Here is a 20,397-nt window from a genome sequence, read left to right on the forward strand (position 1 = left end):
CTTGCTGCGCCCCTTGACCGTTTTCGGAGTCTTTTTTCATGCGTAAATTTTTGATCCCCGCCGCCGCCCTGATCGCTATTGCCGGTGGCAGCGTCGTCATCGCCCAGGGTGCGGCCACCCCTGGCACCAAGGACGTCGCCAAGGTCACCGGCGGCACCTATGCCGTCGAACCCAGCCATACCCAGATCGTCTTTGCCTATGACCATATGGGCTTCACCAACAATCTGGGCGTGATCGCGCAGCCCACCGGCACGCTGACGCTGGACAAGGCCAACCCGGCCGCGTCGAAGGTGTCGATCGAAGTGCCGATCGCGAACCTCACCACCGGCATCCCGGCGCTGAACGAGCATCTGGCCAAGCCGGAATTCTTCGACGTAGCCAAATTCCCCAAGGCGACCTTCGTGTCGACCGGCGTGAAGACCGATGGCCCGACCGGCGCGACCATCACCGGCAATCTGACCATCAAGGGCATCACCAAGCCGGTGACGCTGGACGCCGAATTTTACGGTGCCGGTGCGAACCCGATGAACAAGAAGGAAAATATCGGCTTCGTCGCCACCGGCACGATCAAGCGCAGCGATTTCGGCATGGGCATGGCGGTGCCGGTCGTCGGCGACGCGGTGGAACTCAAGATCATCGCAGCCTTCCAGAAGTAAGGGCGATGCGCCTGCCGGCACGGCTCGCTCTGCTTTCCAGCATGGTCGCGCTCGTGCCGGCTACCGCTGCGCCACCCGTCATACCGCCGCCCGCGCCCATGGTGCGGGCGGCGCTCTATGCGCCCGGTCGCTATGCGGTCGATAGCGAAGCGACCAAGGTGCATTTCCATGTAAAGGCGCTGGTCGGCGGTTATGAGGGCGACTTCCTAGCGCCCGAAGGCAGCGTCGTCATCGACGCCGCCCGGCCCGATCGCGCCACCGTGGACATCCGCTTCCCGGTCGAAAAACTGACCACAAGCGACGCGTCCACCGATGCGATGCTGAAGGGCGACAGCTTCTTCGACATGGGCCAATATCCCACCATCCGCTTCACCGCGAAGGATGCGCCATTGGTCGGCGGCGATGCCCCGACCCCGGTCGCGGGCGAACTCACCATGCATGGGCAGACCCGCCCGGTCACGCTGTCCGTGCGGCTGGTCGGCACGACCCCGGACGAAGCACCGGGCCTGTCCGTCCTGCATTTCACCGGCACCATGACGGTGGAGCGCAGCCATTATGGCATGGGTTTCGGCCGCCCCTTCGTATCCGACCATGTGGACCTGACCATCGACGCAATATTCCGTCGCGGCTGAACGCCTCTACGACAGAAATATCTTTACCCCCGCCCCCGAAAAGGGTTAAGGGGCGGCATCATGCAGCGCGTCTCGCTTCTTACCCTGCTACGACTTACACGCCCTTAGGCGTGGCTTTTGTGCTGCCTTCCGGCTAAGGGCAGCGTCGATCCGCCTAAGGGCATTCATCACAGTCAAGTCGTACCCCGGAAGCGCCCTTATGCGCGCTCCGTGTCAGGAAGTAGTTTGATCCCATGATGCTGACCGATCCCGCACAAAAATACCGCGCCTTCCCGCAGGTGGACCTGCCCAACCGGCAATGGCCGTCGAACGTCATCACCAAGGCGCCCCGCTGGCTGTCCACCGACATGCGCGACGGCAACCAGTCGCTGATCGACCCGATGAACGCGGAAAAGAAGCGCCGCTTCTTCGACCTGCTGCTCAAGGTTGGCGTCAAGGAGATCGAGGTCGGCTTTCCGGCCGCCGGCGCAACCGAGTTCGATTTCATTTCCGGGCTGGTGAAGACCGGCGCGATCCTCGACGATGTGATGCCTCAGGTGCTGACGCAGGCGCGCGAAGACCTGATCGCCACGACCTTCGAAAGCCTGCGCGGCGCGAAACAGGCGATCGTCCATGTCTATAACGCGATCTCGCCCGCCTGGCGGAACATCGTGTTCCAGATGGAGCGGCCGCAGATCCGCGACATCGCGATCCACGCCGCCAAGCTGCTGCGCGACAATGCTGCCAAGCAGCCCGACACTGACTGGCATTTCGAATATTCGCCCGAAACCTTCTCCACCGCCGAGCTGGATTTCAGCCTGGAATGCTGTGAAGCGGTGATGGAAATTCTCCAGCCGACGCCCGAACGCCCGCTGATCCTGAACCTGCCCGCCACCGTCGAGTGCGCCACGCCCAACATCTATGCCGATCAGATCGAATGGATCTGCCGCAATATCTCGCGCCGCGACAGCGTCGTGATCTCGCTGCACACCCATAATGACCGGGGCACCGGGGTCGCTGCCGCTGAACTGGGTATCATGGCCGGCGCCGACCGCGTCGAAGGCTGCCTGTTCGGCAATGGCGAACGCACCGGCAATTGCGATCTGGTGACGGTCGCGCTGAATATGTACACGCAGGGGATCAATCCGGAACTGGACTTCAGCGACATCGACGAAGTCATCCAGACCGTCGAATATTGCAACCAGCTGCCCGTCCACCCGCGCCATCCCTATGCCGGCGAACTGGTGTTCACCGCTTTCTCCGGCAGCCATCAGGATGCGATCAAGAAGGGCTTCGCCGCGCAGGACGCGCGCAACGATCTGTTCTGGAACGTCCCCTATCTGCCGATCGACCCCAAGGATCTGGGCCGCGATTATGAAGCGGTAATCCGCGTCAATTCGCAGTCGGGCAAGGGCGGCGTCGCCTGGGTGCTGCAACAGGACAAGGGCTATAAGCTGCCCAAGAAGATGCAGGCCGATTTCTCCAAGGTTGTGCAGGGCCTGGCCGACCAGTCCAGCCGCGAACTCAACGCCGCCGATATCGGCGACGCGTTCGAGACGCATTATTGCCTGACCGGCGATCAGGCCTACAGCCTGATCGATTATCATGAGAGCGGCACGGCGGGCGACCGCATCTTCACCGGCAAGATTGCGCATGAAGGCGTAGAGCGCTCCATTTCCGGGCGCGGCAACGGCCTGCTGTCCTCGGTGCTGGCCGCGCTGCGCGACGAATTTGGCGTACAACTGGAAATCGCCGACTATAGCGAACATGCGATCGGCGCAGGCAGCGACGTGAACGCCGCCGCCTATGTCGAATGCCGCACCCCCGATGGCCGGACGGTGTTCGGCGTCGGCACCGACAGCGACGTCGCGACCGCTTCGGTCAAGGCCGTGCTGTCGGCCGCCAACGGGATTGCGGTGCGGGGTTAAATTGGCTGTTCCCCGGCGCAGGCCGGGGTCCAGTTCTGTGCGTGAATCTGGACCCCGGCCTGCGCCGGGGAACAGACTGCGCTACTTCGCCAAAGCGCGCACCACCCGGTCCCACTGCTCCAGCGATTCCGGGATGCCGGCCACCGGCACCCGCTCGTTCAAGCCGTGAGCGAAACCGTCCTCCGCCTTCATGAATAGGCTGGACACGCCATAGCTGGGTACGCCCAAAGCACGGAAATAGAGGCTGTCGGTGGCACCCGCCGACATGCCCGGCATCACCGCGATGCCCGGCGACCGGGCCAGCACGGCGCCGCGCACCGCCCGTATCACATCCCCGCGCAGGGGCGAGGCATCGCTCGCCAATGGATCGCCCAGCGTCTTCACCGTGGCGCTGGCGTCATTCACCACCTTCACCAGTTGCGCCTTCACATCCTCAATCCTGACGCCGGGGAAGATTCGGCAATTGACACTGACCTTCGCGCTTTGCGGCAGGGCATTGAGCGCATGCCCCGCCTGCGCCATGGTCGCGACGCAGGTGGTGCGCACCTGCCCGATAAATTCCGGGCGGGTCGACAGCAGGTCCGCCGCCGCCGCATCGCCGCTCTGCGCATAGCGCTTCATCGCCTGCCCCACCTCGCCACCGATCCGGTCGGCGGACAGCGCCAGCGACGCCTTGGTCAGTTCGTTGCGCATCGGCGGAAACTTGTACGCCGCGATCGCGTTGATCGCCCTGGCCATGCGATAGATAGGATTGCCCGGCGTCGGCGCGCTCGAATGACCGCCCGCATCGGTGAAGGCGAATTCAAAATCGGCATAGCTCTTCTCGCCCGCCTGCAATTGGTACAGCACCGGCTTGCCTTCGTCGTTCAGCAGCCCGCCGCCGCCATCGCCGTTCAGCAGCAGCTCCAGATCCTTATATTGCTGCGACAATGCCTTGGTCGTCACCATGTCGGTTTCCTCGTCCCCCGACAGAAGCAGGGTCACAGACCGGCGCGGCTTCCAGCCTTCCTTCTTCAGCTGCGCCAGGGTCGCGACCATCATCGCGACATCATATTTATTATCCTCCGACCCGCGCCCGAAAATATAGCCATTCTCCTCCACCGGCACGAAGGGATCGCGGGTCCAGTCCGCCCGGTCGGCCGCGACCACATCCATATGGCCGATCAGGCCCAGCGCTTTCAGCTTGGGATCGCTGCCCCTGATCGTCGCGGCGAGGGTGGCCGTTTCGCCGATCGGCGTGATGACGATATCCGCGTCGGCAAAGCCCGCCTTTTTCAGCACGCCGGCATAATAGGCCGCCAGCTTGGGCACCTGCCCCTCACCCTGTACCGTCTTGATCGCCACGGAGCGCATGAGGATATCCTTAGCCGCGCCCGCATCGGCCGCCGCCTGCACCGCTTGCGGCACCGCCAGCAACGCCACCCCCATTATCGCGCCCCGCATCATCATATATTGAAACTCCCGGATGGATTGATCCGTCATATCTGGCATAGCGGATCGGCCGGGCCAATGCGTTTGACCTGACGTGCATGCGGAAAGAGGACCACCTTATCTGCGTTGCATCCCCCTGAAAGAATTGCTTGCGCGCAATCGGGTCGCCGATTCCCATATTGCGCGTCGAAACGCCCACAGGAACGATACCCATGGCCATCAACTATCGCAGTTTCGGATTTCAGGTGCTGGCCGGCATGGTCGTGGGCCTGTTGCTGGGCCTGGTCGCGCGTCAGATCGGCGCGGGGCCGGATGGCGACCTCAACTGGATGGCGACCGCGCTCAAGACGGTGGGATCGATCTTCGTATCCCTGCTGAAAGCGATCGTGCCGCCTCTGGTCTTCGCCGCCATCGTCGCGTCGATCGCCAATCTGCGGGCGCTGGACAATGCGGCGCGCCTTGCCGGGCAGACCTTGCTCTGGTTCGCCATCACCGCCCTGATCGCGGTCGCCATCGGCATCACCATAGGCGTCATCGTCCAGCCGGGCACTGGCCTGCAAGGCACGGCTTTGGCCATGGGCAAGAGTGACAGCATGGGCGGCTGGCTCGATTTCCTGAAGGGCCTGGTCCCCGGCAACAGCCTGGCGCTGTCGGCCGGCACCAAGATCAGCGACGGCGGCGCATCCACCAGCATCAGCTTCAACATCCTGCAATTGCTCGTCATCTCGATCGCGGTCGGCCTCGCCACCTTGAAGGTCGGGGAAAAGGCCGATGCCTTTCTCGGCTTCGTCCGCTCGCTGCTGGCCGTGGTGCGCGCGATACTGGGCTGGGTCATCCGCCTGACGCCGATCGGATCGGCCGCCCTGATCGGCACCGCCATCGCCACCTATGGCTGGAGCGCACTGGCGCAACTCGGCACCTTCACCGCCGCCATCTATCTCGGCCTCGCGCTGGTGCTGCTGGTCGTCTATCCGCTGCTGCTGATCGCCAATGGCCTGAAACCCGGCCCCTTCTTCGCGAAGGCATGGCCGGCGATCCAACTGGCCTTCGTCTCGCGCTCCTCGGTCGGCACCCTGCCCGTCACCGAAGCCGTGACCGAGCGGCTGGGCGTCGACAAGGGCTATGCCGCCTTCGCCATCCCGCTGGCATCGACCACCAAGATGGATGGCTGCGCGTCCATCTATCCCGCGCTGGCGGCGATCTTCGTCGCGGGCTTCTACGGCATCCCGCTCCACTTCATCGACTATGCGCTGATCGTGTTCGTATCCGTCATCGGTTCGGCCGCGACGGCGGGCCTGACCGGCGCGATCGTGATGCTGACGCTGACCCTCTCGACGCTCGGCCTGCCGCTGGAGGGCGTGGGCCTGCTGCTCGCCATCGACCCGATCCTCGACATGGGCCGCACGGCGGTCAACGTCGCGGGGCAGGTGCTGGTCGGCGTCATCGTCGCCAAGCGCGAGGGGATATTGGACGAGGCGGCCTATTATGGCGCCGCCGATCCGACCGGCGAACAAGCGTTGACCTGACGCCCGCGTGGGACCATGGACGGCCCCATGACACAGCATCAGGTTCACATCATCGGCGGCGGCATGGCCGGTACCGAAGCGGCATGGCAATTGGCGCAGGCAGGCATCAAGGTTCGCCTGTCCGAAATGCGCGGTAGCGGAGATACGACGCCCGCACATCAGACGGACGGCCTTGCAGAGCTGGTCTGCTCCAACAGCTTCCGGTCCGACGATGCGGACAAGAATGCCGTGGGCCTGCTGCATCAGGAAATGCGCCGGCTGGGATCGCTGATCATGGCGAGTGCCGAACCGGCCAAGGTGCCCGCCGGCTCCGCTCTGGCGGTCGATCGCCATGTCTTTTCCGACGCCGTCACCCGCGCGCTGACCGATCATCCCAATGTGGAAATCGTGCGCGAGCGGATCGACATGGTGCCGACCGAGGGCATGACCATCATCGCTACCGGCCCGCTCACCGCGCCCGGCCTGGCGCAGAGCATCGGCCAGGCGGCAGGCATGGAGCATCTGGCTTTCTTCGACGCGATCGCACCCGTCATCCATCATGACAGCATCGATATGGATCAATGCTGGATGGCCAATCGCTGGGACAAGATCGGTCCCGGCGGTGGCGAGGGCAAGGATTATATCAACTGCCCGATGGACAAGGACCAATATCAGGCCTTCGTCCAGGGATTGCTGGACGGCGAAAAGACCGAGTTCAAGGAATGGGAGAGCAACACTCCTTATTTCGAAGGTTGCATGCCGATCGAGGTCATGGCGTCACGCGGGCCGGAAACGCTGCGCCATGGGCCGATGAAGCCGATGGGCCTGGACAATCCGCGCACCGGCCGTTGGCCCTATGCGGTTGTGCAGTTGCGGCAGGATAATGCCAGCGGCACATTGTGGAACATGGTCGGTTTCCAGACCAAGCTGAAGCATGGCGCGCAGGTCGCGCTTTTCCGCACTATCCCGGGTTTGCAGAACGCCGAATTTGCGCGGCTGGGCGGGCTGCATCGCAATACTTTCATCCAGTCGCCCAAGCTGCTCGACCCGACATTGCGCCTGAAAAGTGCGCCGCATATCCGCTTCGCCGGGCAGATGACGGGGTGCGAAGGCTATGTGGAGAGCGCCGCGATCGGCCTGATCGCCGGGCGTTTCGCCGCCGCCGAACTGCTGGGCCGCGAACTGACCCCACCCCCGGCCGACACGGCGCTCGGCGCGCTGCTCGGCCATGTGACGGGCAATGTCGAAACCGCGGACTATCAGCCGATGAACGTTAATTTCGGCCTGTTTCCGACGCTGGCGGACGTGAAGAAGAAGAGCCGCAAGGAAGCCTATACCGCCCGCGCCCGCGCCTCCTTCGGCGTGTGGATGGGGGACATGGAGATCGCCTGACCCCCTGTTCCCCGGCGAAGGCCGGGGTCCAGAATTTCAGCATTTGCACTTCGCCTTCACCGCCCGCTTGGGCGCGGTCGCGGCGAACTCGGCGGGGGTCAGCTTGCCGTCCTTGTCGGCATCCGCCGCGCCGAACCGGTCCGATGTCGCCACCGCCCATTCCTCGAACGACAGCAGATTGTCGCCATCCTTGTCGAGCGCCTTGAAAGCCTTGGTCCGGCTGCCCAACATCTCGATCCGGGTGATGACGCCGTCGCGGTTGCGATCGTAACGGGCGAAGCGCTTCTGCTCCCGGCTTTGCGGACTGGCCTCGCCCGGCATGGGCGGCGCATCTCCCACGGCATCGGGATCGCCCTCGGGCAGGCTCTCCACTTCGGGCGGCGGCGGCGGTGCGACGGCCAGTTGGGGCACCGGCACATTGTCCGCCCGCCCCTGCCACCAGAATAATCCGCCCGCGACCAGCAACAGCGCCGCCATGCCGCCCGCCAGCAATCGCCCCATGCCTGCCCCCTTCGATGCGTTGGGGCAGCCTATCCCGACCGCCTAGCGCCCCACAAGCGCTATTCGCAGCAACCGCCACGCCAGCGCCCGCGATATCCCGGTCGATGCCCCGCGACCCTCCAGCACATCCTGCCGCGCCAGGGTGAAGGCGATGCGCAGCGGCTTCCAGCCCCGCGTCCAGCGCGCGCCATCGACCTGCGGCAGCAATTCCTGCGCCAATTCCAGCGCCGCCTTGCCCAAAGCCGCGTCGCCGACATGCCCAGCCAGATCCCAGAGCGCCCAGACCCGTCCCGCCGCCTCCAGCCAATCCGGCGCCTCCGCCACATCAGCCAGCGCCCGGAACAATCCACCGCCACGCCCGGCGGCATAGTCGCGCAGGCCAATCAGGTCGATTTCCGGCTCGACCACCAGAACCTCCCACCCGTCGATCACCGCCGACAGGGCCGGCGCGTCCATCGCCCCGCTCGCCCGCATCGCATCGACCACAGGCTCGCCCGTCCCCTTCATGCCCGTGCCATCGTCGATGACGTCATTCCACCAGGCTAGGCGCATCTGCCCGATCATCGCTTCGCTGGTGGTCCGCGCCACCTTGGCCAGCCGCGCGTCGAACGCCCACAGCGCCCGGTGCCGGTCCACCTGCCCGGCGGCCGCATGCGCGCTCAGCAGCATCGCCAGCGGCGGCACCGCATCATCGCCCAGGCTCATTGCGCGACTCCTGCGATACAGCCGAATTCTCGCGTTATCGGTCCTTTAACCATCTTCCTCATACACATTCTAACGAGTGCGCCTGCATAGGCGGACAGGCTGCCCTGCCCATTATCGGGGGGTATCGGGCGCGACATGGGTGATTGCAGGCAAATGGGCAAGACAAACGAGCATCCTATGGGTTTTCTGCGGCGGTTGGCAGGCAACCAGTCGGGGAACGTCATGGCAATGGTCGCCGCGGCGATCATTCCGCTGGCCGCGCTGATCGGCGGCGGCCTGGACATGAGCCGCGCCTATATGGCCCGCGCCCGCATGCAGCAGGCCTGCGACGCCGCCGCGCTGGCCGGCCGACGCGCCATGACCGGATCGTCCATGAGCCAGTCCGACAAGGATGAAGCGAAGAAATTCTTCGACTTCAACTTCCCGCAGAACACGTTCCAGACCGCGACCTTCACCCCGGTCATCCAGAGCAAGCCCGGCGAGACGACCACGGTGCAGGTCACAGCAGAATCGACCATGCCCACCACATTGATGAAGATTTTCGGCTATACCACGCTGCCGCTCAGCGTGACCTGCGAAAGCCGTTTCGACATCGGCAATACCGACGTCATGCTGGTGCTCGACACGACCGGTTCCATGTCCAGCAACATGACCGACACCGACGGCACCACCATGACGCGCCTCGCCGCGCTGAAGCTGGCGGTGAAGGATTTCTACGACACGCTGGGCGCAGGTTCCGATACGACCGGCCGCATCCGCTACGGCTTCGTGCCTTATAGTTCGGCGGTGAATGTCGGCTATTCGCTGCCAGCCAGCTACATGGTCGGTGGGTCTTCTGGGGAAACCTGGATTTATAATACCCGGCGCATGACTTATTATAATGATACGCCATCGACGACCAGCACTTGCTACCGGGGCTATAAGGCCACCGGGTCCAACTCATGCCGCAGCACCGCTGCTACTGCTCAGAGCGATTCGAGCAGCGTGTCGCGTTCGAGCTGCCAGACCTGGGGTAATGCGACCACGTCCATTAACGGCGACTACCCCGGTACGGTGACCAAGATCGTCTATTCGGCCTATAGCTGGAACGGGACCAACCCCTTCCCGACATCAGGCAGTGGCAACCAGAAATGCGTCCGCCAAGAGGTGTCGACCACGCACACCACCAACGTTACCGGCGGCGCCGGCAATACGTCACTGAATGAGTGGGCTTACGATGATTTCCCCACAGATGTCTCCACCTACATAACCGGCGCTTCAACCACCAATCCCGCCTTTACTGACGGTACCAGTTCCACTTGGTCCGGTTGCATTGAGGAACGCGACACCGACAGCAGCATCACGGCGACCACATCAACTTCGTCCATTCCATCGGGCGCCTACGATTTGCAGATCGATACGATACCGACCAACACGGCTACCAAATGGAGGCCACATTGGCCCGAAGTTGAATTTGATCGCAGTGGCCGTTGGCTGAACGACAATGTCTATCCGGATTACCGTTCCGGCACCGGCGGTTGGAACGCCTGCCCCAGCAAAGCGCGCAAGCTGGCCAGCTATTCCAGCCGGTCGGCCACACCTGCCGGCATGTCCAGCAGCTTCGACGCCTATATCGACAGTCTGATCGCAATCGGCGGCACCTATCACGACATCGGCATGATGTGGGGCGCCCGCTTCCTGTCACCCACGGGCATCTTCGCCAGCGAAAATGCCAGCGCGCCCAATGGTTTCAACATTTCGCGTCATATCATCTTCATGACCGACGGAGACTTGACCGCCTATGACGCGGTCTATGGCTCTTATGGCTACCAGAAACTCGATGGAAGAGTCGCGCCTACGAGCACGGACAATGACAGGCTGAAAGCCATCCACAAGCGACGGCTCGAAATGATGTGCAACGCCATCAAGGGCAAAGGCATCACCATCTGGGTCGTCGGCTTCAAGGATCAGCCCCCCCTCGGCACGCTCGACTCCGCGATGCTCGACACCGAATTGCAATCCTGCGCCAACAGCAGCAACCACTGGTTCATGGCCTACAAGCCGTCGACCCTGCGCCAGAAGTTCAAGGATATCGCCAAGAATATCGGCGGGTTGAGGCTGTCGCAATGATCGGCCGCACTGCCCGCTTCCTGGCCCGGCTGCGCGATCATATGCGCGGCGCGACGCTGCTGGAATTCGGTCTGGTCGCCGGGCCGCTGATCCTGACGATCATGGCGATCGGCGATCTGGGCTATCAATCCTATCTGCGCGCCGTGACGCGCGGCGTGCTGGAAAAGGCGGCGCGATCCGCCTCGGTCGGCACGCTGAACAGTGCGGATATCGACACCTATATCGAGGCGCAGATGGCGGCGATCAATTCCAAGAACGGCACCACATCGACCACCAAGAAAAGCTATTATAATTTTTCCCGCGTCGGCAAGCCGGAGAAGATCACCACCGACACCGCACCGCTGGGCACCTATAATAGCGGCGACTGCTATGAGGATGCCAATGGGAATGGCAGCTATGACACCAATAGCGGCGCCAGTGGTCTGGGCGGTGCGGACGATATCGTCTATTATGAAGTGACGATATCCATGCCGCGCCTCTTCCCGCTCGCCAAGATGCTGGGCTGGAGCGCGACCCAGTCCGCCACCGCTTCCACCATGGTCCGCAACCAGCCCTGGGCCAATCAGGGCACACCGACGATCAGGTGCAATTGATGACTCGCCTTCACGCTTTTTGCACCCGGCTGCGCCGCCTGCACCGCGACGATCGCGGTCTGGCGCTGATCGAGTTCGCTTTTTCGCTGCCGGTGCTGGTCGTGCTGTGCATGTCTGGTCTGGAATGTGCAAATCTGGCGCTGGCGCATATGCGCGTCAGTCAGGTGGCGATGCTCGTGGCCGACAATGCCGCGCGTGTCCGTACCTCGATAGACGAGTCAGACGTCAACGAGATCATGACCGGTGCCGACCTTGCCACCGACTCGCTGAAGCTCAAAGCAAACGGTCGCATCTTCCTGTCCGACCTGGAACCCAACGGCCTTACCGGAACCAATGAGGGCCAGTTTATTCGCTGGCAGCGTTGTTGGGGTACCGGCAATTTCACCTCCAGCTACGGCGTTGCCAATGACGGCAAGACCAACAGCAGCATGAAAGACGGCATGGGGCCAGGCACCACCGCCGCCACTAAGGTCAAATCCGCCAGCAGCACTGCCGTGATGTTCGTGGAAGTCGCCTATAATTATCAGCCGCTGATCACCAATTCGATCTTTGGTGCAAAGGTCATCCGCTACACCAGCGCCTTCAACGTGCGCGAACGGACCGACCAGCAGATCAAGAACGCCGGCAGTCTGGCGACATCGGCCACGGCCGCCTGCTGACGAAACACCAAGCACCGGATATGAAAAGGGCGGCTGAAACAGCCGCCCTTTCCTGTTTCTATCGATAGTCGGTCTTACTTGTAGCAGACCTTCTTGGCCGCCGCGACCACGCGGGCCGCGTCGATCAGCGCCAGCTTTTCGAGGTTGGCGGCATAGGGCAGCGGCACATCCTCGTTCGTAACGCGCAGGACCGGGGCGTCGAGATCGTCGAAGCCCTGCTCCATGACGACAGCGGCGATTTCCGACGCGATCGAGCAGGTCGGCCAGCCTTCTTCCACCACCACCAGGCGGTTGGTCTTCTTCAGGCTTTCCAGCACCGTCGCGGTGTCGAGCGGGCGCAGCGTGCGCAGATCGATCACTTCGGCGTCGATACCTTCCTCGGCCAGCGTCGCCGCCGCGTCGAGCGCGAGGCCGACGCCGATCGAGTAGCTGACCAGCGTGACGTCCTTGCCCGGACGCATGATGCGGGCCTTGCCGATCGGCAGGACATAATCGTCGACCTTAGGCACGTCGAAGCTGCGACCGTAGAGAAGTTCATTCTCCAGGAACACGACCGGGTCGGTCGAGCGGATCGCGGCCTTCAGCAGGCCCTTCGCATCAGCCGCGTCATAAGGCGCGATGACGATCAGGCCGGGAACGGCGGCATACCAGGGACCGTAATTCTGGCTGTGCTGCGCGCCGACGCGGCTGGCCGCGCCGTTGGGACCACGGAACACGATCGGGCAACGCATCTGGCCGCCGGACATGTAGTTGGTCTTGGCCGCCGAGTTGATGATGTGGTCGATCGCCTGCATGGCGAAGTTGAACGTCATGAACTCGATGACCGGACGCAGGCCGCCCATGGCCGCGCCCGCACCGATGCCGGCAAAGCCATATTCGGTGATCGGCGTGTCGATGACGCGCTTGTCGCCAAATTCGTCGAGCAGGCCCTGCGTCACCTTGTACGCGCCCTGATATTCGGCGACTTCTTCGCCCATCACGAAAACGCGCTCATCCTTGCGCATTTCTTCGGCCATCGCGTCGCGCAAGGCTTCGCGGACCGTCGTCTTGACGAACTCGGTGCCTTCGGGAAGGTCCGGATCCTGCACAGTCGCGCGGGCTTCCGACGCCAGCTTGGACGTGCCGCTTTCCGCCTTCTTGGGGGCTTCTGCGTCGGCCTTGGGGGCTTCGGCAGCCTTGGGCGCTGGTGCAGGCGCTTCTTCGCCGCCTTCGCCCGCCATCGTGGCGATCACGGTTCCGACCTTCACGCCTTCGCTGCCTTCGGCGATCAGGATCTTGCCGATCTGACCTTCATCGACGGCTTCGAATTCCATCGTCGCCTTGTCGGTTTCGATTTCCGCCAGGATATCGCCCGACTTCACTTCGTCGCCTTCCTTCACCAGCCATTTGGCCAGCGTGCCCTCTTCCATCGTCGGCGAGAGCGCCGGCATCTTGATTTCGATACCCATTAATATTGCTCCACCAACACGTCGGTATAGAGTTCAGCCAGCTCCGGTTCGGGCGAGGTTTCGGCGAAGTCGGCGGCTTCCGCCACGACCTTGCGAATGTCCTGATCGATCAGCTTGATATCGTCTTCGCTGACGCCTGCTTCGAGCAGGTACTTCTTGACGCCCTCGATCGGGTCGGACTTGTCGCGCATCGCCTGGACTTCTTCGCGCGAACGATATTTGGCCGGGTCGGACATGGAGTGACCGCGATAGCGGTAGGTCTTCATTTCCAGCAGGATCGGGCCATTGCCCTCCTGCACCCATTTCAGCGCTTCTTCGGTCGCGCCGCGCACGGCCAGAACGTCCATGCCGTCGACCTGGATGCCGGGGATGCGGAAGCTTTCGCCACGGCGATAGAGCTGGTCTTCCGACGACGCGCGGTTGACGCTGGTGCCCATGGCGTACTGGTTGTTTTCGATCACGAAGATGATCGGCAACTTCCAAAGCTCGGCCATGTTGAACGATTCATAGACCTGGCCCTGGTTGGCCGCGCCGTCACCGAAGTAAGCGACGCAGACGCCGCCATCATTATTATATTTGTGCGCGAAGCCCAGGCCCGCGCCCAGCGACACCTGCGCACCGACGATGCCATGGCCGCCGAAGAATTTATGTTCGACGCTGAACATGTGCATCGAACCGCCCTTGCCGCGCGAGATACCCGCTTCACGGCCGGTCAGTTCGGCCATGATGACCTTGGGGTCGATGCCATAGGCCAGCATGTGGCCATGGTCGCGATAGCCGGTGATGACGCTGTCCTTGCCGGGCACGAGCGCCGACTGGATGCCGACGGCAACCGCTTCCTGACCGATATAGAGGTGGCAGAAGCCGCCGATGAAGCCCAGGCCGTACAATTGGCCGGCCTTTTCCTCGAAACGGCGGATGAGAACCATCTGCCGGTAGAATTCCAGCAGCTCTTCCTTGCTGGCCTTGTAATCGGTCGGCGTTTCCGGGCGCGGCCGGTTATGGTCCGCACCGGCAGCGGCGGGTGCAGCCGCCTTTGCCTTTGCGCTTGCAGCGCGCGGCGTGGTTGGTTTCGCCAAGGCTATTATCCTTTTGCGTGGGGGTAGGATGGAAGGAAGTCCGATATAGCGATAGAGTTGCATATATTGCAACTGCAGACCCCCGGAATCCGGCCAGAACCAATAGCTATTACCGAAAATTGATGGCTTTGAACGGCCTAGTCACAGACTGGCAAAACGCGCTCGCAGCAAAATTACCAACGGAAGGATATGTACGCAAAATCCTTACGCGGCCGTCACGCATCCGTAACGTCAAAGCCCATGTCAGTTGAGCGGCACGACCACTTCGTCATGGTGAATCACCCCCAGCTGACGACGGATCAATTCGTCGCTCAGATCCGGGTCCACGCGGCGTGGATTGAGCAGGTCGACACGATTGCGCAATTCGGCCTGTGCATGGCGGGTTTGCTTCAATTCCGCCTGCGCGACGTGCAACTGGCGCGAATAATCGCCCCATGCCAGCACCCCGTTGGCGCCCAGCACGACATAGCCGGCGAAGAACAGCAGGAGGAGCAGCGCAATCGCAGGGCCGATAGCCGACCACAGGAGGAGACGAAGTTTCGCGATATGCGCCATAAATCAGAAGAATCACAGGAAAAGGCCGGCCGCAAGCGAAAAATGTCTAGCTTGCGGCCGGCCGAGTCTCTTTAGCTTTTTTAACGGAAGATGGAGCGACCGGCATAGACGGCGATGTCGCCCAATTCTTCCTCGATACGGATCAGCTGGTTATACTTGGCCAACCGGTCCGAACGGGCGAGCGAACCGGTCTTGATCTGCCCGCAATTGGTCGCGACGGCGAGGTCGGCGATGGTCGAATCCTCCGTCTCGCCCGAACGGTGCGACATGACGGCGGTGTAGCGCGAACGGTGCGCCAGATCGACGGCAGCCAGCGTTTCGGTCAGCGTGCCGATCTGGTTGACCTTCACCAGCAGCGAATTGGCCAGCCCCTTGCCGATGCCCATGGCCAGGCGCGCGGGATTGGTGACGAACAGGTCGTCGCCGACCAGCTGTACCTGATGCCCGATCTTGTCGGTCAGCGCCTTCCAGCCTTCGAAATCATCTTCGCTCATGCCGTCTTCGATCGACTTGATCGGATAGTCGGCGGTCAGCGCGGCCAGATAGTCGGCCATTTCGACCGGCGTCAGCGACAGGCCTTCGCCCGAAATCTCGTAACGGCCGTTCTTGAAAAACTCCGTCGCGGCGCAATCCAGCGCCAGCACGACGTCGTCGCCCGGCTTGTAGCCCGCCTTTTCGATCGACAGCATGATGAAGTCGAGCGCGTCGCGGGTCGACGCGATATTGGGAGCAAAGCCGCCTTCATCGCCGACCGAGGTCGCCAGACCCTTGTCGTGCAGGCCCTTTTTGAGGGTATGGAAGATTTCCGACCCGATGCGGACCGCGTCGGCGATGCTTTCGGCACCGACCGGCATGATCATGAATTCCTGGAAATCGATCGGGTTGTCGGCATGTTCGCCGCCGTTGATGATGTTCATCATCGGCACCGGCAGGACATGCGACTGCACGCCGCCGACATAGCGATAGAGCGGCAGGCCGCGCGCGTCGGCAGCGGCCTTGGCGGCGGCGAGCGATACGCCCAGGATCGCGTTGGCGCCCAGGCGCGACTTGTTTTCGGTGCCGTCCAGCGCGATCATCGCGGCGTCGACTTCACCCTGATCCTCGGCGTCCAGGCCGATCAGTTCGCCGGCGATCTCGTCGTTGACGGCGGCGACGGCCTGAAGGACGCCCTTGCCCAGATATTTGGTGGCATCGCCGTCGCGCTTTTCGACCGCTTCATAGGCGCCGGTGGACGCGCCCGAGGGCACGGCGGCGCGGCCGAAGCTGCCATCTTCCAGCATGACGTCGACTTCGACGGTGGGGTTGCCACGGCTGTCGAGAATCTGGCGGGCGTGAATATCGAGAATGGCGGTCATGATCGCTCCTGCACTTAGCGTCGTGGCGGTGGGCATTGCGGCCCTTGATGCGCGCTCCGCTTAGCCAGCGCCTCCCTTATTGGCAATGCAGGGGGTTGCGCAGACGCAAAAAATGCCGATGGTCGAAAATGTAACGGCAACGGAACTGTAGGCCGCCGCGAGGCATTTGAACCATGATGCCCGCCGGCCTTGCCGGCCCGATGCCGAATTTGAAAGGGAGATACGAGGACCATGGCCGACACACCGGAAACCCCGCCCGTCAAGCGCGTGAAGAAGACGGCTGTCGTCAAGCCGACGAAGGCGAAGGCGGCCAAGTCGCCGATCGCCAGCCCCTCCTCGCCCGCCGTGAAGACCGCCCCGGTCAAGAAGGCTGCGACGCGCAAGGCGCCTGCGGCCAAGAAGCCCGGCAATGGCGCCGCCTCGCATGGCTGGACCGCGCAGATCGCACCGATCAAGGCGCAGGCTGAAAAGGCGGCCAAGGTCGCCACCGACAAGTTCAACGCGGTCGATTGGAAGGCGCATATCGACCCGATCAAGGAACAGGCCGGCAAGACCGCCAAGTCCGCCGCCGGCGTCGCCAAGGACAAGACCGGCACCACGCTGCAAAGCCTGGCCAAGCTGATTTCCGACACGGCCGGCACGGTCGATTCCAAACTCGGCCCGCAATATGGCGACTATGCCCGTCAGGCGGCGGAATCGGTCGCTGGCGCGGCGGATTCGCTGGATGCCAAGGATGTCGACCAGCTGATCGGCGAAGCGCGCGATTTCGTGCGGAAAAGCCCGGCGGTCGCGATCGGTGCGGCGGCCGTGGTCGGCTTCGTGCTGATGCGCCTTGCCAAGGGATCGGACGACAAGGCGTAAGCCTTCGTTCGATCGCATATTCCGACCGACGCACAGGCCCGCAAGGCGGGGCGGAGGGCTAATTGACTGACGAACCAGCGGATACGGCGGCAACGCTGCCGACCGATGGGCAGCCCGACGGCGCGCCCGAAGATCATGCGCGCGACGAAAGCGTGAAAGAGGTGTTGGCGCGGCTCTATGCCGACGGCCGCGCCTATGCCGCCGCCGAAGCGGAAAAGCAGAAGCTGCGCGCCGGCATCATCGGTACTGGCGTGCGCAACGCAGCCATCTTTGCCGTGGTCGCGCTCATGCTCGCCTTTGCCAGCATCATCGCCTTGTTGGTGGGTCTGGTGATCGCGCTTTCCCAACTGATGGCGCCGATCTGGGCCACGTTGATCGTGGTGGGCGGCGGATTGCTTGTCACCCTGCTGCTGCTGCTCGCCGCCAAGGGCTGCATCACGCGCATGAAGAAGGCGATCGCGCCATGAATCTGGAAAGCCGCTATCGCGCCGCCTGCGATCGGGCCGATACCGCAAAAGGCCGCCTCCAGCTGACGGCGGAAGAGGCCAAGGCCCGTATCACCCCTGCCCGGCTGAAGCAGGATGCGAAGGACAAGGCGAGCGGCGCGGTGCGAGGCGGCATTGCCCGGATCGCGGCCAAGGCGCAGCAGCGCCCCGTCGCAATCGGCGCAGCAGCCACCGCCTTCGGCCTCTTTCTCTTCCGTCGCCCGCTGGCGGCACTTTTCGGGCGGCTGTACGTTCGTTTCAGGAACATAGACGCAGATATTTCGGAGAATGATGATGGCTGACATCCGCGCCCAGATCACCCGCGTTCGCGAGGCCGCCAATGATGCGGCCATCAATGCGACGGACAAGATCAAGGACACTACCGACAAGGCCCGCGAAAGCGCCGGCGACCTGATCCAGACCGGCCGCGACAAGGCGAGCGAAGCTTACGGGGACGCTAAGGACCGGACCCAGCGCGTCGCGACCCGCGCCAATGAAATCGTCCAGGAACATCCCATTGTCGCGGTTGCCGGCGCCGTCGCCGTGGGCGCCGTCGTCGCCTGGATGTTCCCCAAGAGCCGCCGTGTCATGAAGGCGCTGCCGGGCCTGGCCGTTACCGCCGGCTCGCGCGTGCTGGAAGCCGCCGTGGCCGCCCGCGCCGCCGCTGCGGAAGGCGCCGAAACGGTCAAGCAGGGTGCGTCCACTGCCCTCCATTCCGCCGCCGACAGCGCAGGCGGCATCAGGAAGAGCGCGGCCAACGCCCTTCATGCGGCCAGCGACGTCGCGGCCGATGCGCGCGACAGCGTGGCGTCCGCCGACCTGCCGGCCAAGGCATCCAAGCTCGCCGATGAAGTCACCGCGCTGGTCGCGGCCAAGGTCGATGCGCTCAGCGACGCCATCAAGGCACGATTGCCCAAAAACTAATCGCGATTGCGGCAAACGCAATCGACGCTTGCCGCTCCTCTCCTTGGCTGATGCCAGCGACGATGCTAAGGCGTCGCCATCAGCCACAGGAGAATATAAAAAGCCATGAGCAAAATGCATCTGGTGATGGGCGGCCGCGTAACCAACCCGCAGACGCTGGAATTTCAGGATCTTTCCGCCGTCGATCTGGTTGGCGTCTATCCCGACTATGCTTCGGCTGAAAAGGCCTGGCGCAGCGCCGCGCAGCGCACGGTCGACGATGCCGAAATGCGCTATGTGATCGTGCATCTGCACCGCCTGCTCGAACCGGAACTGCCGAGCGCCTGATAGTATATCCGTTCGCGTCGAGCGAAGTCGAGAAGCGCCCAGCGCTACCATGTCTCGACTTCGCTCGACACGAACGGACGTTTATCCAGCCGATCTGAAAATCTTCGCCCAGACGGGTGTTACTGCACCGCCCGCGGCTTCTTCCGAAACCGCCAGCGCAGCAAGGGCCGCGTCATCGCCAGCCCCACGATAAAGCCGCCGATATGCGCGGCGATCGCGATCTTCCCCAATTCGTTCATGCCGGCACCACTGGCGATCCCGATCATCAACTGCACCGCGATCCAGCCGGCCGCCAGCCACAAGAGCCGCACCAGATTGGCCGAAAAAGGCCCGAAAGCGCGCACCTGCTGCTGGCTGTACAGCAGCGCATAGGGCGCGATGATCGCGGAAATGGCGCCGCTCGCGCCCACCATCGGATTGGTCGAGCCGGGATCGATCGCCCATTGCGCCAGACAGGCGCCATAGGCCCCGACGATATAGAGCGCCAAAGTCCCGCCCCAGCCCAGCACATGCTCCACCTGCCGGCCGCAGAACAGCAGCATCAGCAGGTTGAAGCCGATATGCAGCCAGCCGGCATGGATGAAGGTGCAGCTGAGCGGCGTCAGCCAGGCCGGCACGGCGGCCATGCCATCCAGCAGCGACGGATCGCCCAGCCGCGCGGGAATGAAGCCGCCGATGATGGCGGCATTATCCACCTGTCCCGTCAGAAACAGCAGCAGGAACGCGGCGAAGGTGATCGCCGCAATCCCGTTGGTCAATCGTCCGGCCGGCAGTTTCACGGTCAGATGAAATCGATCTTGTCGACCTGGTAGAATTTGTCGCCCGACGGGACGGACACTTCCACATCTTCGCCGACGGTACGGCCGATCAGCGCACGGCCCAGCGGGCTGTTATACGAAATCATGCCCTGCTTGGCGTCCGCTTCGGCCTGGCCGACAATCTGGTATTTCACCGGCTTGTCGTCTTCGTCCAGCAGCGTCACGGTCGCGCCGAAGATGATCTTGTCACCCGACAGCGTCGTGGGATCGATCACCTGCGCACGCGACAGCTTGTCTTCCAGGTCGTTGATGGTCGCTTCGACCTGACCCTGGCGCTCCTTGGCCGCGTGATATTCCGCGTTTTCCGACAAATCGCCATGCGCGCGCGCTTCTTCGATGGCGTCCACGATCAAAGGCCGCTCGGCCTTCAGTTCGCGGAGCTGCGTGTTGAGCTTGTCATAGCCCATTTGCAGCATCGGCATCTTCTCGACGGTCGCCATTCCCTAAAATCCTTC

Annotated in this window: 22 protein-coding genes; 13 read left to right on the top strand and 9 right to left on the bottom strand. The window is 63.1% G+C overall.

Annotated elements, in window-relative coordinates:
• Positions 1-38 precede the first annotated feature (38 nt).
• The 3 genes from F4U95_RS02710 to leuA all read left to right on the top strand — a co-directional run bounded on the left by F4U95_RS02710 (position 39) and on the right by leuA (position 3,195).
• Complete coding sequence (locus tag F4U95_RS02710; RefSeq protein WP_150424484.1) at positions 39-656, top strand: YceI family protein; 618 nt, start codon at positions 39-41, stop codon at positions 654-656.
• A 5-nt stretch (positions 657-661) separates the two neighbouring features.
• Positions 662-1,288 carry a YceI family protein gene (locus F4U95_RS02715; RefSeq protein ID WP_150424485.1) on the top strand — a complete coding sequence of 209 codons (627 nt, stop codon included), beginning with the start codon at positions 662-664 and terminating at the stop codon, positions 1,286-1,288.
• Between the two features lie 233 nt (positions 1,289-1,521).
• On the top strand, positions 1,522-3,195 hold the full coding sequence (gene leuA, locus F4U95_RS02720; protein WP_150424486.1) for a 2-isopropylmalate synthase: 1,674 nt from the start codon (positions 1,522-1,524) through the stop codon (positions 3,193-3,195).
• Between the two features lie 81 nt (positions 3,196-3,276).
• Here the strand turns inward: leuA and F4U95_RS02725 are convergent, their stop codons facing one another.
• Positions 3,277-4,644: a M20/M25/M40 family metallo-hydrolase gene (locus F4U95_RS02725; RefSeq protein ID WP_150424487.1), complete on the bottom strand. Its 1,368-nt coding sequence runs from the start codon at positions 4,642-4,644 to the stop codon at positions 3,277-3,279.
• A 194-nt stretch (positions 4,645-4,838) separates the two neighbouring features.
• Here F4U95_RS02725 and F4U95_RS02730 point away from each other — a divergent pair, with 194 nt between their 5' ends.
• Complete coding sequence (locus F4U95_RS02730; RefSeq protein ID WP_150424488.1) at positions 4,839-6,152, top strand: dicarboxylate/amino acid:cation symporter; 1,314 nt, start codon at positions 4,839-4,841, stop codon at positions 6,150-6,152.
• A gap of 27 nt (positions 6,153-6,179) precedes the next feature.
• On the top strand, positions 6,180-7,523 hold the full coding sequence (gene trmFO, locus F4U95_RS02735; protein ID WP_150424489.1) for a methylenetetrahydrofolate--tRNA-(uracil(54)-C(5))-methyltransferase (FADH(2)-oxidizing) TrmFO: 1,344 nt from the start codon (positions 6,180-6,182) through the stop codon (positions 7,521-7,523).
• Positions 7,524-7,559: 36 nt separating this feature from the next.
• Here the strand turns inward: trmFO and F4U95_RS02740 are convergent, their stop codons facing one another.
• Together F4U95_RS02740 and F4U95_RS02745 are read right to left on the bottom strand one after the other, a co-directional pair.
• On the bottom strand, positions 7,560-8,024 hold the full coding sequence (locus F4U95_RS02740; RefSeq protein WP_150424490.1) for an EF-hand domain-containing protein: 465 nt from the start codon (positions 8,022-8,024) through the stop codon (positions 7,560-7,562).
• A 42-nt stretch (positions 8,025-8,066) separates the two neighbouring features.
• The gene (locus tag F4U95_RS02745; RefSeq protein WP_211363932.1) at positions 8,067-8,729 is read right to left on the bottom strand and encodes a hypothetical protein; all 663 of its coding nucleotides are present in this window, start codon (positions 8,727-8,729) and stop codon (positions 8,067-8,069) included.
• A gap of 177 nt (positions 8,730-8,906) precedes the next feature.
• On the opposite strand from F4U95_RS02745, the gene F4U95_RS02750 reads away from it, so the two are divergent.
• From F4U95_RS02750 to F4U95_RS02760, 3 genes are read left to right on the top strand one after another with little or no spacing between them, the layout of a single operon-like run.
• Positions 8,907-10,838 carry a TadE/TadG family type IV pilus assembly protein gene (locus F4U95_RS02750; protein ID WP_246171474.1) on the top strand — a complete coding sequence of 644 codons (1,932 nt, stop codon included), beginning with the start codon at positions 8,907-8,909 and terminating at the stop codon, positions 10,836-10,838.
• Complete coding sequence (locus F4U95_RS02755; protein ID WP_150424492.1) at positions 10,835-11,431, top strand: TadE/TadG family type IV pilus assembly protein; 597 nt, start codon at positions 10,835-10,837, stop codon at positions 11,429-11,431. Before F4U95_RS02750 ends, F4U95_RS02755 begins: the two co-directional genes overlap by 4 nt.
• Positions 11,431-12,090 (top strand): TadE/TadG family type IV pilus assembly protein, encoded by a 660-nt coding sequence (locus tag F4U95_RS02760; protein WP_150424493.1) that lies wholly within the window; start codon positions 11,431-11,433, stop codon positions 12,088-12,090. The genes F4U95_RS02755 and F4U95_RS02760 overlap by 1 nt, the downstream gene beginning before the upstream one ends.
• A 74-nt stretch (positions 12,091-12,164) precedes the next feature.
• Here the strand turns inward: F4U95_RS02760 and F4U95_RS02765 are convergent, their stop codons facing one another.
• From F4U95_RS02765 to eno, 4 genes are all read right to left on the bottom strand, one after another.
• On the bottom strand, positions 12,165-13,538 hold the full coding sequence (locus F4U95_RS02765) for a pyruvate dehydrogenase complex E1 component subunit beta (protein WP_120249690.1): 1,374 nt from the start codon (positions 13,536-13,538) through the stop codon (positions 12,165-12,167).
• Positions 13,538-14,617 carry a pyruvate dehydrogenase (acetyl-transferring) E1 component subunit alpha gene (gene pdhA, locus F4U95_RS02770; protein WP_150424494.1) on the bottom strand — a complete coding sequence of 360 codons (1,080 nt, stop codon included), beginning with the start codon at positions 14,615-14,617 and terminating at the stop codon, positions 13,538-13,540. The genes F4U95_RS02765 and pdhA overlap by 1 nt, the downstream gene beginning before the upstream one ends.
• A 243-nt stretch (positions 14,618-14,860) precedes the next feature.
• Complete coding sequence (locus F4U95_RS02775) at positions 14,861-15,172, bottom strand: FtsB family cell division protein (protein ID WP_120249688.1); 312 nt, start codon at positions 15,170-15,172, stop codon at positions 14,861-14,863.
• Between the two features lie 80 nt (positions 15,173-15,252).
• The gene (gene eno / locus F4U95_RS02780; protein WP_150424495.1) at positions 15,253-16,527 is read right to left on the bottom strand and encodes a phosphopyruvate hydratase; all 1,275 of its coding nucleotides are present in this window, start codon (positions 16,525-16,527) and stop codon (positions 15,253-15,255) included.
• Between the two features lie 231 nt (positions 16,528-16,758).
• Here eno and F4U95_RS02785 point away from each other — a divergent pair, with 231 nt between their 5' ends.
• From F4U95_RS02785 to F4U95_RS02805, 5 genes are all read left to right on the top strand, one after another.
• Positions 16,759-17,388, top strand: a complete 630-nt coding sequence (locus F4U95_RS02785; protein WP_150424496.1) for a hypothetical protein — start codon at positions 16,759-16,761, stop codon at positions 17,386-17,388.
• 62 nt (positions 17,389-17,450) lie between these two features.
• Entirely contained in the window at positions 17,451-17,855 is a 405-nt protein-coding gene (locus F4U95_RS02790; RefSeq protein WP_120249685.1) for a phage holin family protein, read from the top strand.
• Entirely contained in the window at positions 17,852-18,175 is a 324-nt protein-coding gene (locus F4U95_RS02795) for a hypothetical protein (RefSeq protein ID WP_120249684.1), read from the top strand. Before F4U95_RS02790 ends, F4U95_RS02795 begins: the two co-directional genes overlap by 4 nt.
• Positions 18,168-18,797: a DUF883 family protein gene (locus tag F4U95_RS02800; protein ID WP_150424497.1), complete on the top strand. Its 630-nt coding sequence runs from the start codon at positions 18,168-18,170 to the stop codon at positions 18,795-18,797. The genes F4U95_RS02795 and F4U95_RS02800 overlap by 8 nt, the downstream gene beginning before the upstream one ends.
• Before the next feature lie 105 nt (positions 18,798-18,902).
• Positions 18,903-19,124, top strand: coding sequence for a DUF4170 domain-containing protein (locus F4U95_RS02805; protein WP_120249682.1), 222 nt, complete (start codon positions 18,903-18,905; stop codon positions 19,122-19,124).
• Positions 19,125-19,243: 119 nt separating this feature from the next.
• On the opposite strand, the gene F4U95_RS02810 is transcribed toward F4U95_RS02805, so the two are convergent.
• Both F4U95_RS02810 and greA read right to left on the bottom strand, forming a co-directional pair.
• Complete coding sequence (locus F4U95_RS02810) at positions 19,244-19,903, bottom strand: rhomboid family intramembrane serine protease (protein WP_150424498.1); 660 nt, start codon at positions 19,901-19,903, stop codon at positions 19,244-19,246.
• Positions 19,904-19,905: 2 nt separating this feature from the next.
• Positions 19,906-20,382 carry a transcription elongation factor GreA gene (greA, locus tag F4U95_RS02815; RefSeq protein WP_120249680.1) on the bottom strand — a complete coding sequence of 159 codons (477 nt, stop codon included), beginning with the start codon at positions 20,380-20,382 and terminating at the stop codon, positions 19,906-19,908.
• Positions 20,383-20,397 lie beyond the last annotated feature (15 nt).

Origin of the sequence: Sphingobium limneticum (genome assembly GCF_008710165.1) — a bacterium.
In the GTDB taxonomy this organism is placed as follows: domain Bacteria; phylum Pseudomonadota; class Alphaproteobacteria; order Sphingomonadales; family Sphingomonadaceae; genus Sphingobium; species Sphingobium limneticum.

Excerpts from the sequence above, each read along its gene's own strand:
- F4U95_RS02710 (WP_150424484.1), top strand. The coding sequence starts at position 39 with ATGCGTAAATTTTTGATCCCCGCCGCCGCCCTGATCGCTATTGCCGGT.
- F4U95_RS02715 (WP_150424485.1), top strand. The coding sequence starts at position 662 with ATGCGCCTGCCGGCACGGCTCGCTCTGCTTTCCAGCATGGTCGCGCTC.
- leuA (WP_150424486.1), top strand. The coding sequence starts at position 1,522 with ATGATGCTGACCGATCCCGCACAAAAATACCGCGCCTTCCCGCAGGTG.
- F4U95_RS02725 (WP_150424487.1), bottom strand. The coding sequence starts at position 4,644 with ATGATGATGCGGGGCGCGATAATGGGGGTGGCGTTGCTGGCGGTGCCG.
- F4U95_RS02730 (WP_150424488.1), top strand. The coding sequence starts at position 4,839 with ATGGCCATCAACTATCGCAGTTTCGGATTTCAGGTGCTGGCCGGCATG.
- trmFO (WP_150424489.1), top strand. The coding sequence starts at position 6,180 with ATGACACAGCATCAGGTTCACATCATCGGCGGCGGCATGGCCGGTACC.
- F4U95_RS02740 (WP_150424490.1), bottom strand. The coding sequence starts at position 8,024 with ATGGGGCGATTGCTGGCGGGCGGCATGGCGGCGCTGTTGCTGGTCGCG.
- F4U95_RS02745 (WP_211363932.1), bottom strand. The coding sequence starts at position 8,729 with ATGAGCCTGGGCGATGATGCGGTGCCGCCGCTGGCGATGCTGCTGAGC.
- F4U95_RS02750 (WP_246171474.1), top strand. The coding sequence starts at position 8,907 with ATGGGTTTTCTGCGGCGGTTGGCAGGCAACCAGTCGGGGAACGTCATG.
- F4U95_RS02755 (WP_150424492.1), top strand. The coding sequence starts at position 10,835 with ATGATCGGCCGCACTGCCCGCTTCCTGGCCCGGCTGCGCGATCATATG.
- F4U95_RS02760 (WP_150424493.1), top strand. The coding sequence starts at position 11,431 with ATGACTCGCCTTCACGCTTTTTGCACCCGGCTGCGCCGCCTGCACCGC.
- F4U95_RS02765 (WP_120249690.1), bottom strand. The coding sequence starts at position 13,538 with ATGGGTATCGAAATCAAGATGCCGGCGCTCTCGCCGACGATGGAAGAG.
- F4U95_RS02775 (WP_120249688.1), bottom strand. The coding sequence starts at position 15,172 with ATGGCGCATATCGCGAAACTTCGTCTCCTCCTGTGGTCGGCTATCGGC.
- eno (WP_150424495.1), bottom strand. The coding sequence starts at position 16,527 with ATGACCGCCATTCTCGATATTCACGCCCGCCAGATTCTCGACAGCCGT.
- F4U95_RS02785 (WP_150424496.1), top strand. The coding sequence starts at position 16,759 with ATGGCCGACACACCGGAAACCCCGCCCGTCAAGCGCGTGAAGAAGACG.
- F4U95_RS02795 (WP_120249684.1), top strand. The coding sequence starts at position 17,852 with ATGAATCTGGAAAGCCGCTATCGCGCCGCCTGCGATCGGGCCGATACC.
- F4U95_RS02800 (WP_150424497.1), top strand. The coding sequence starts at position 18,168 with ATGGCTGACATCCGCGCCCAGATCACCCGCGTTCGCGAGGCCGCCAAT.
- F4U95_RS02805 (WP_120249682.1), top strand. The coding sequence starts at position 18,903 with ATGAGCAAAATGCATCTGGTGATGGGCGGCCGCGTAACCAACCCGCAG.
- greA (WP_120249680.1), bottom strand. The coding sequence starts at position 20,382 with ATGGCGACCGTCGAGAAGATGCCGATGCTGCAAATGGGCTATGACAAG.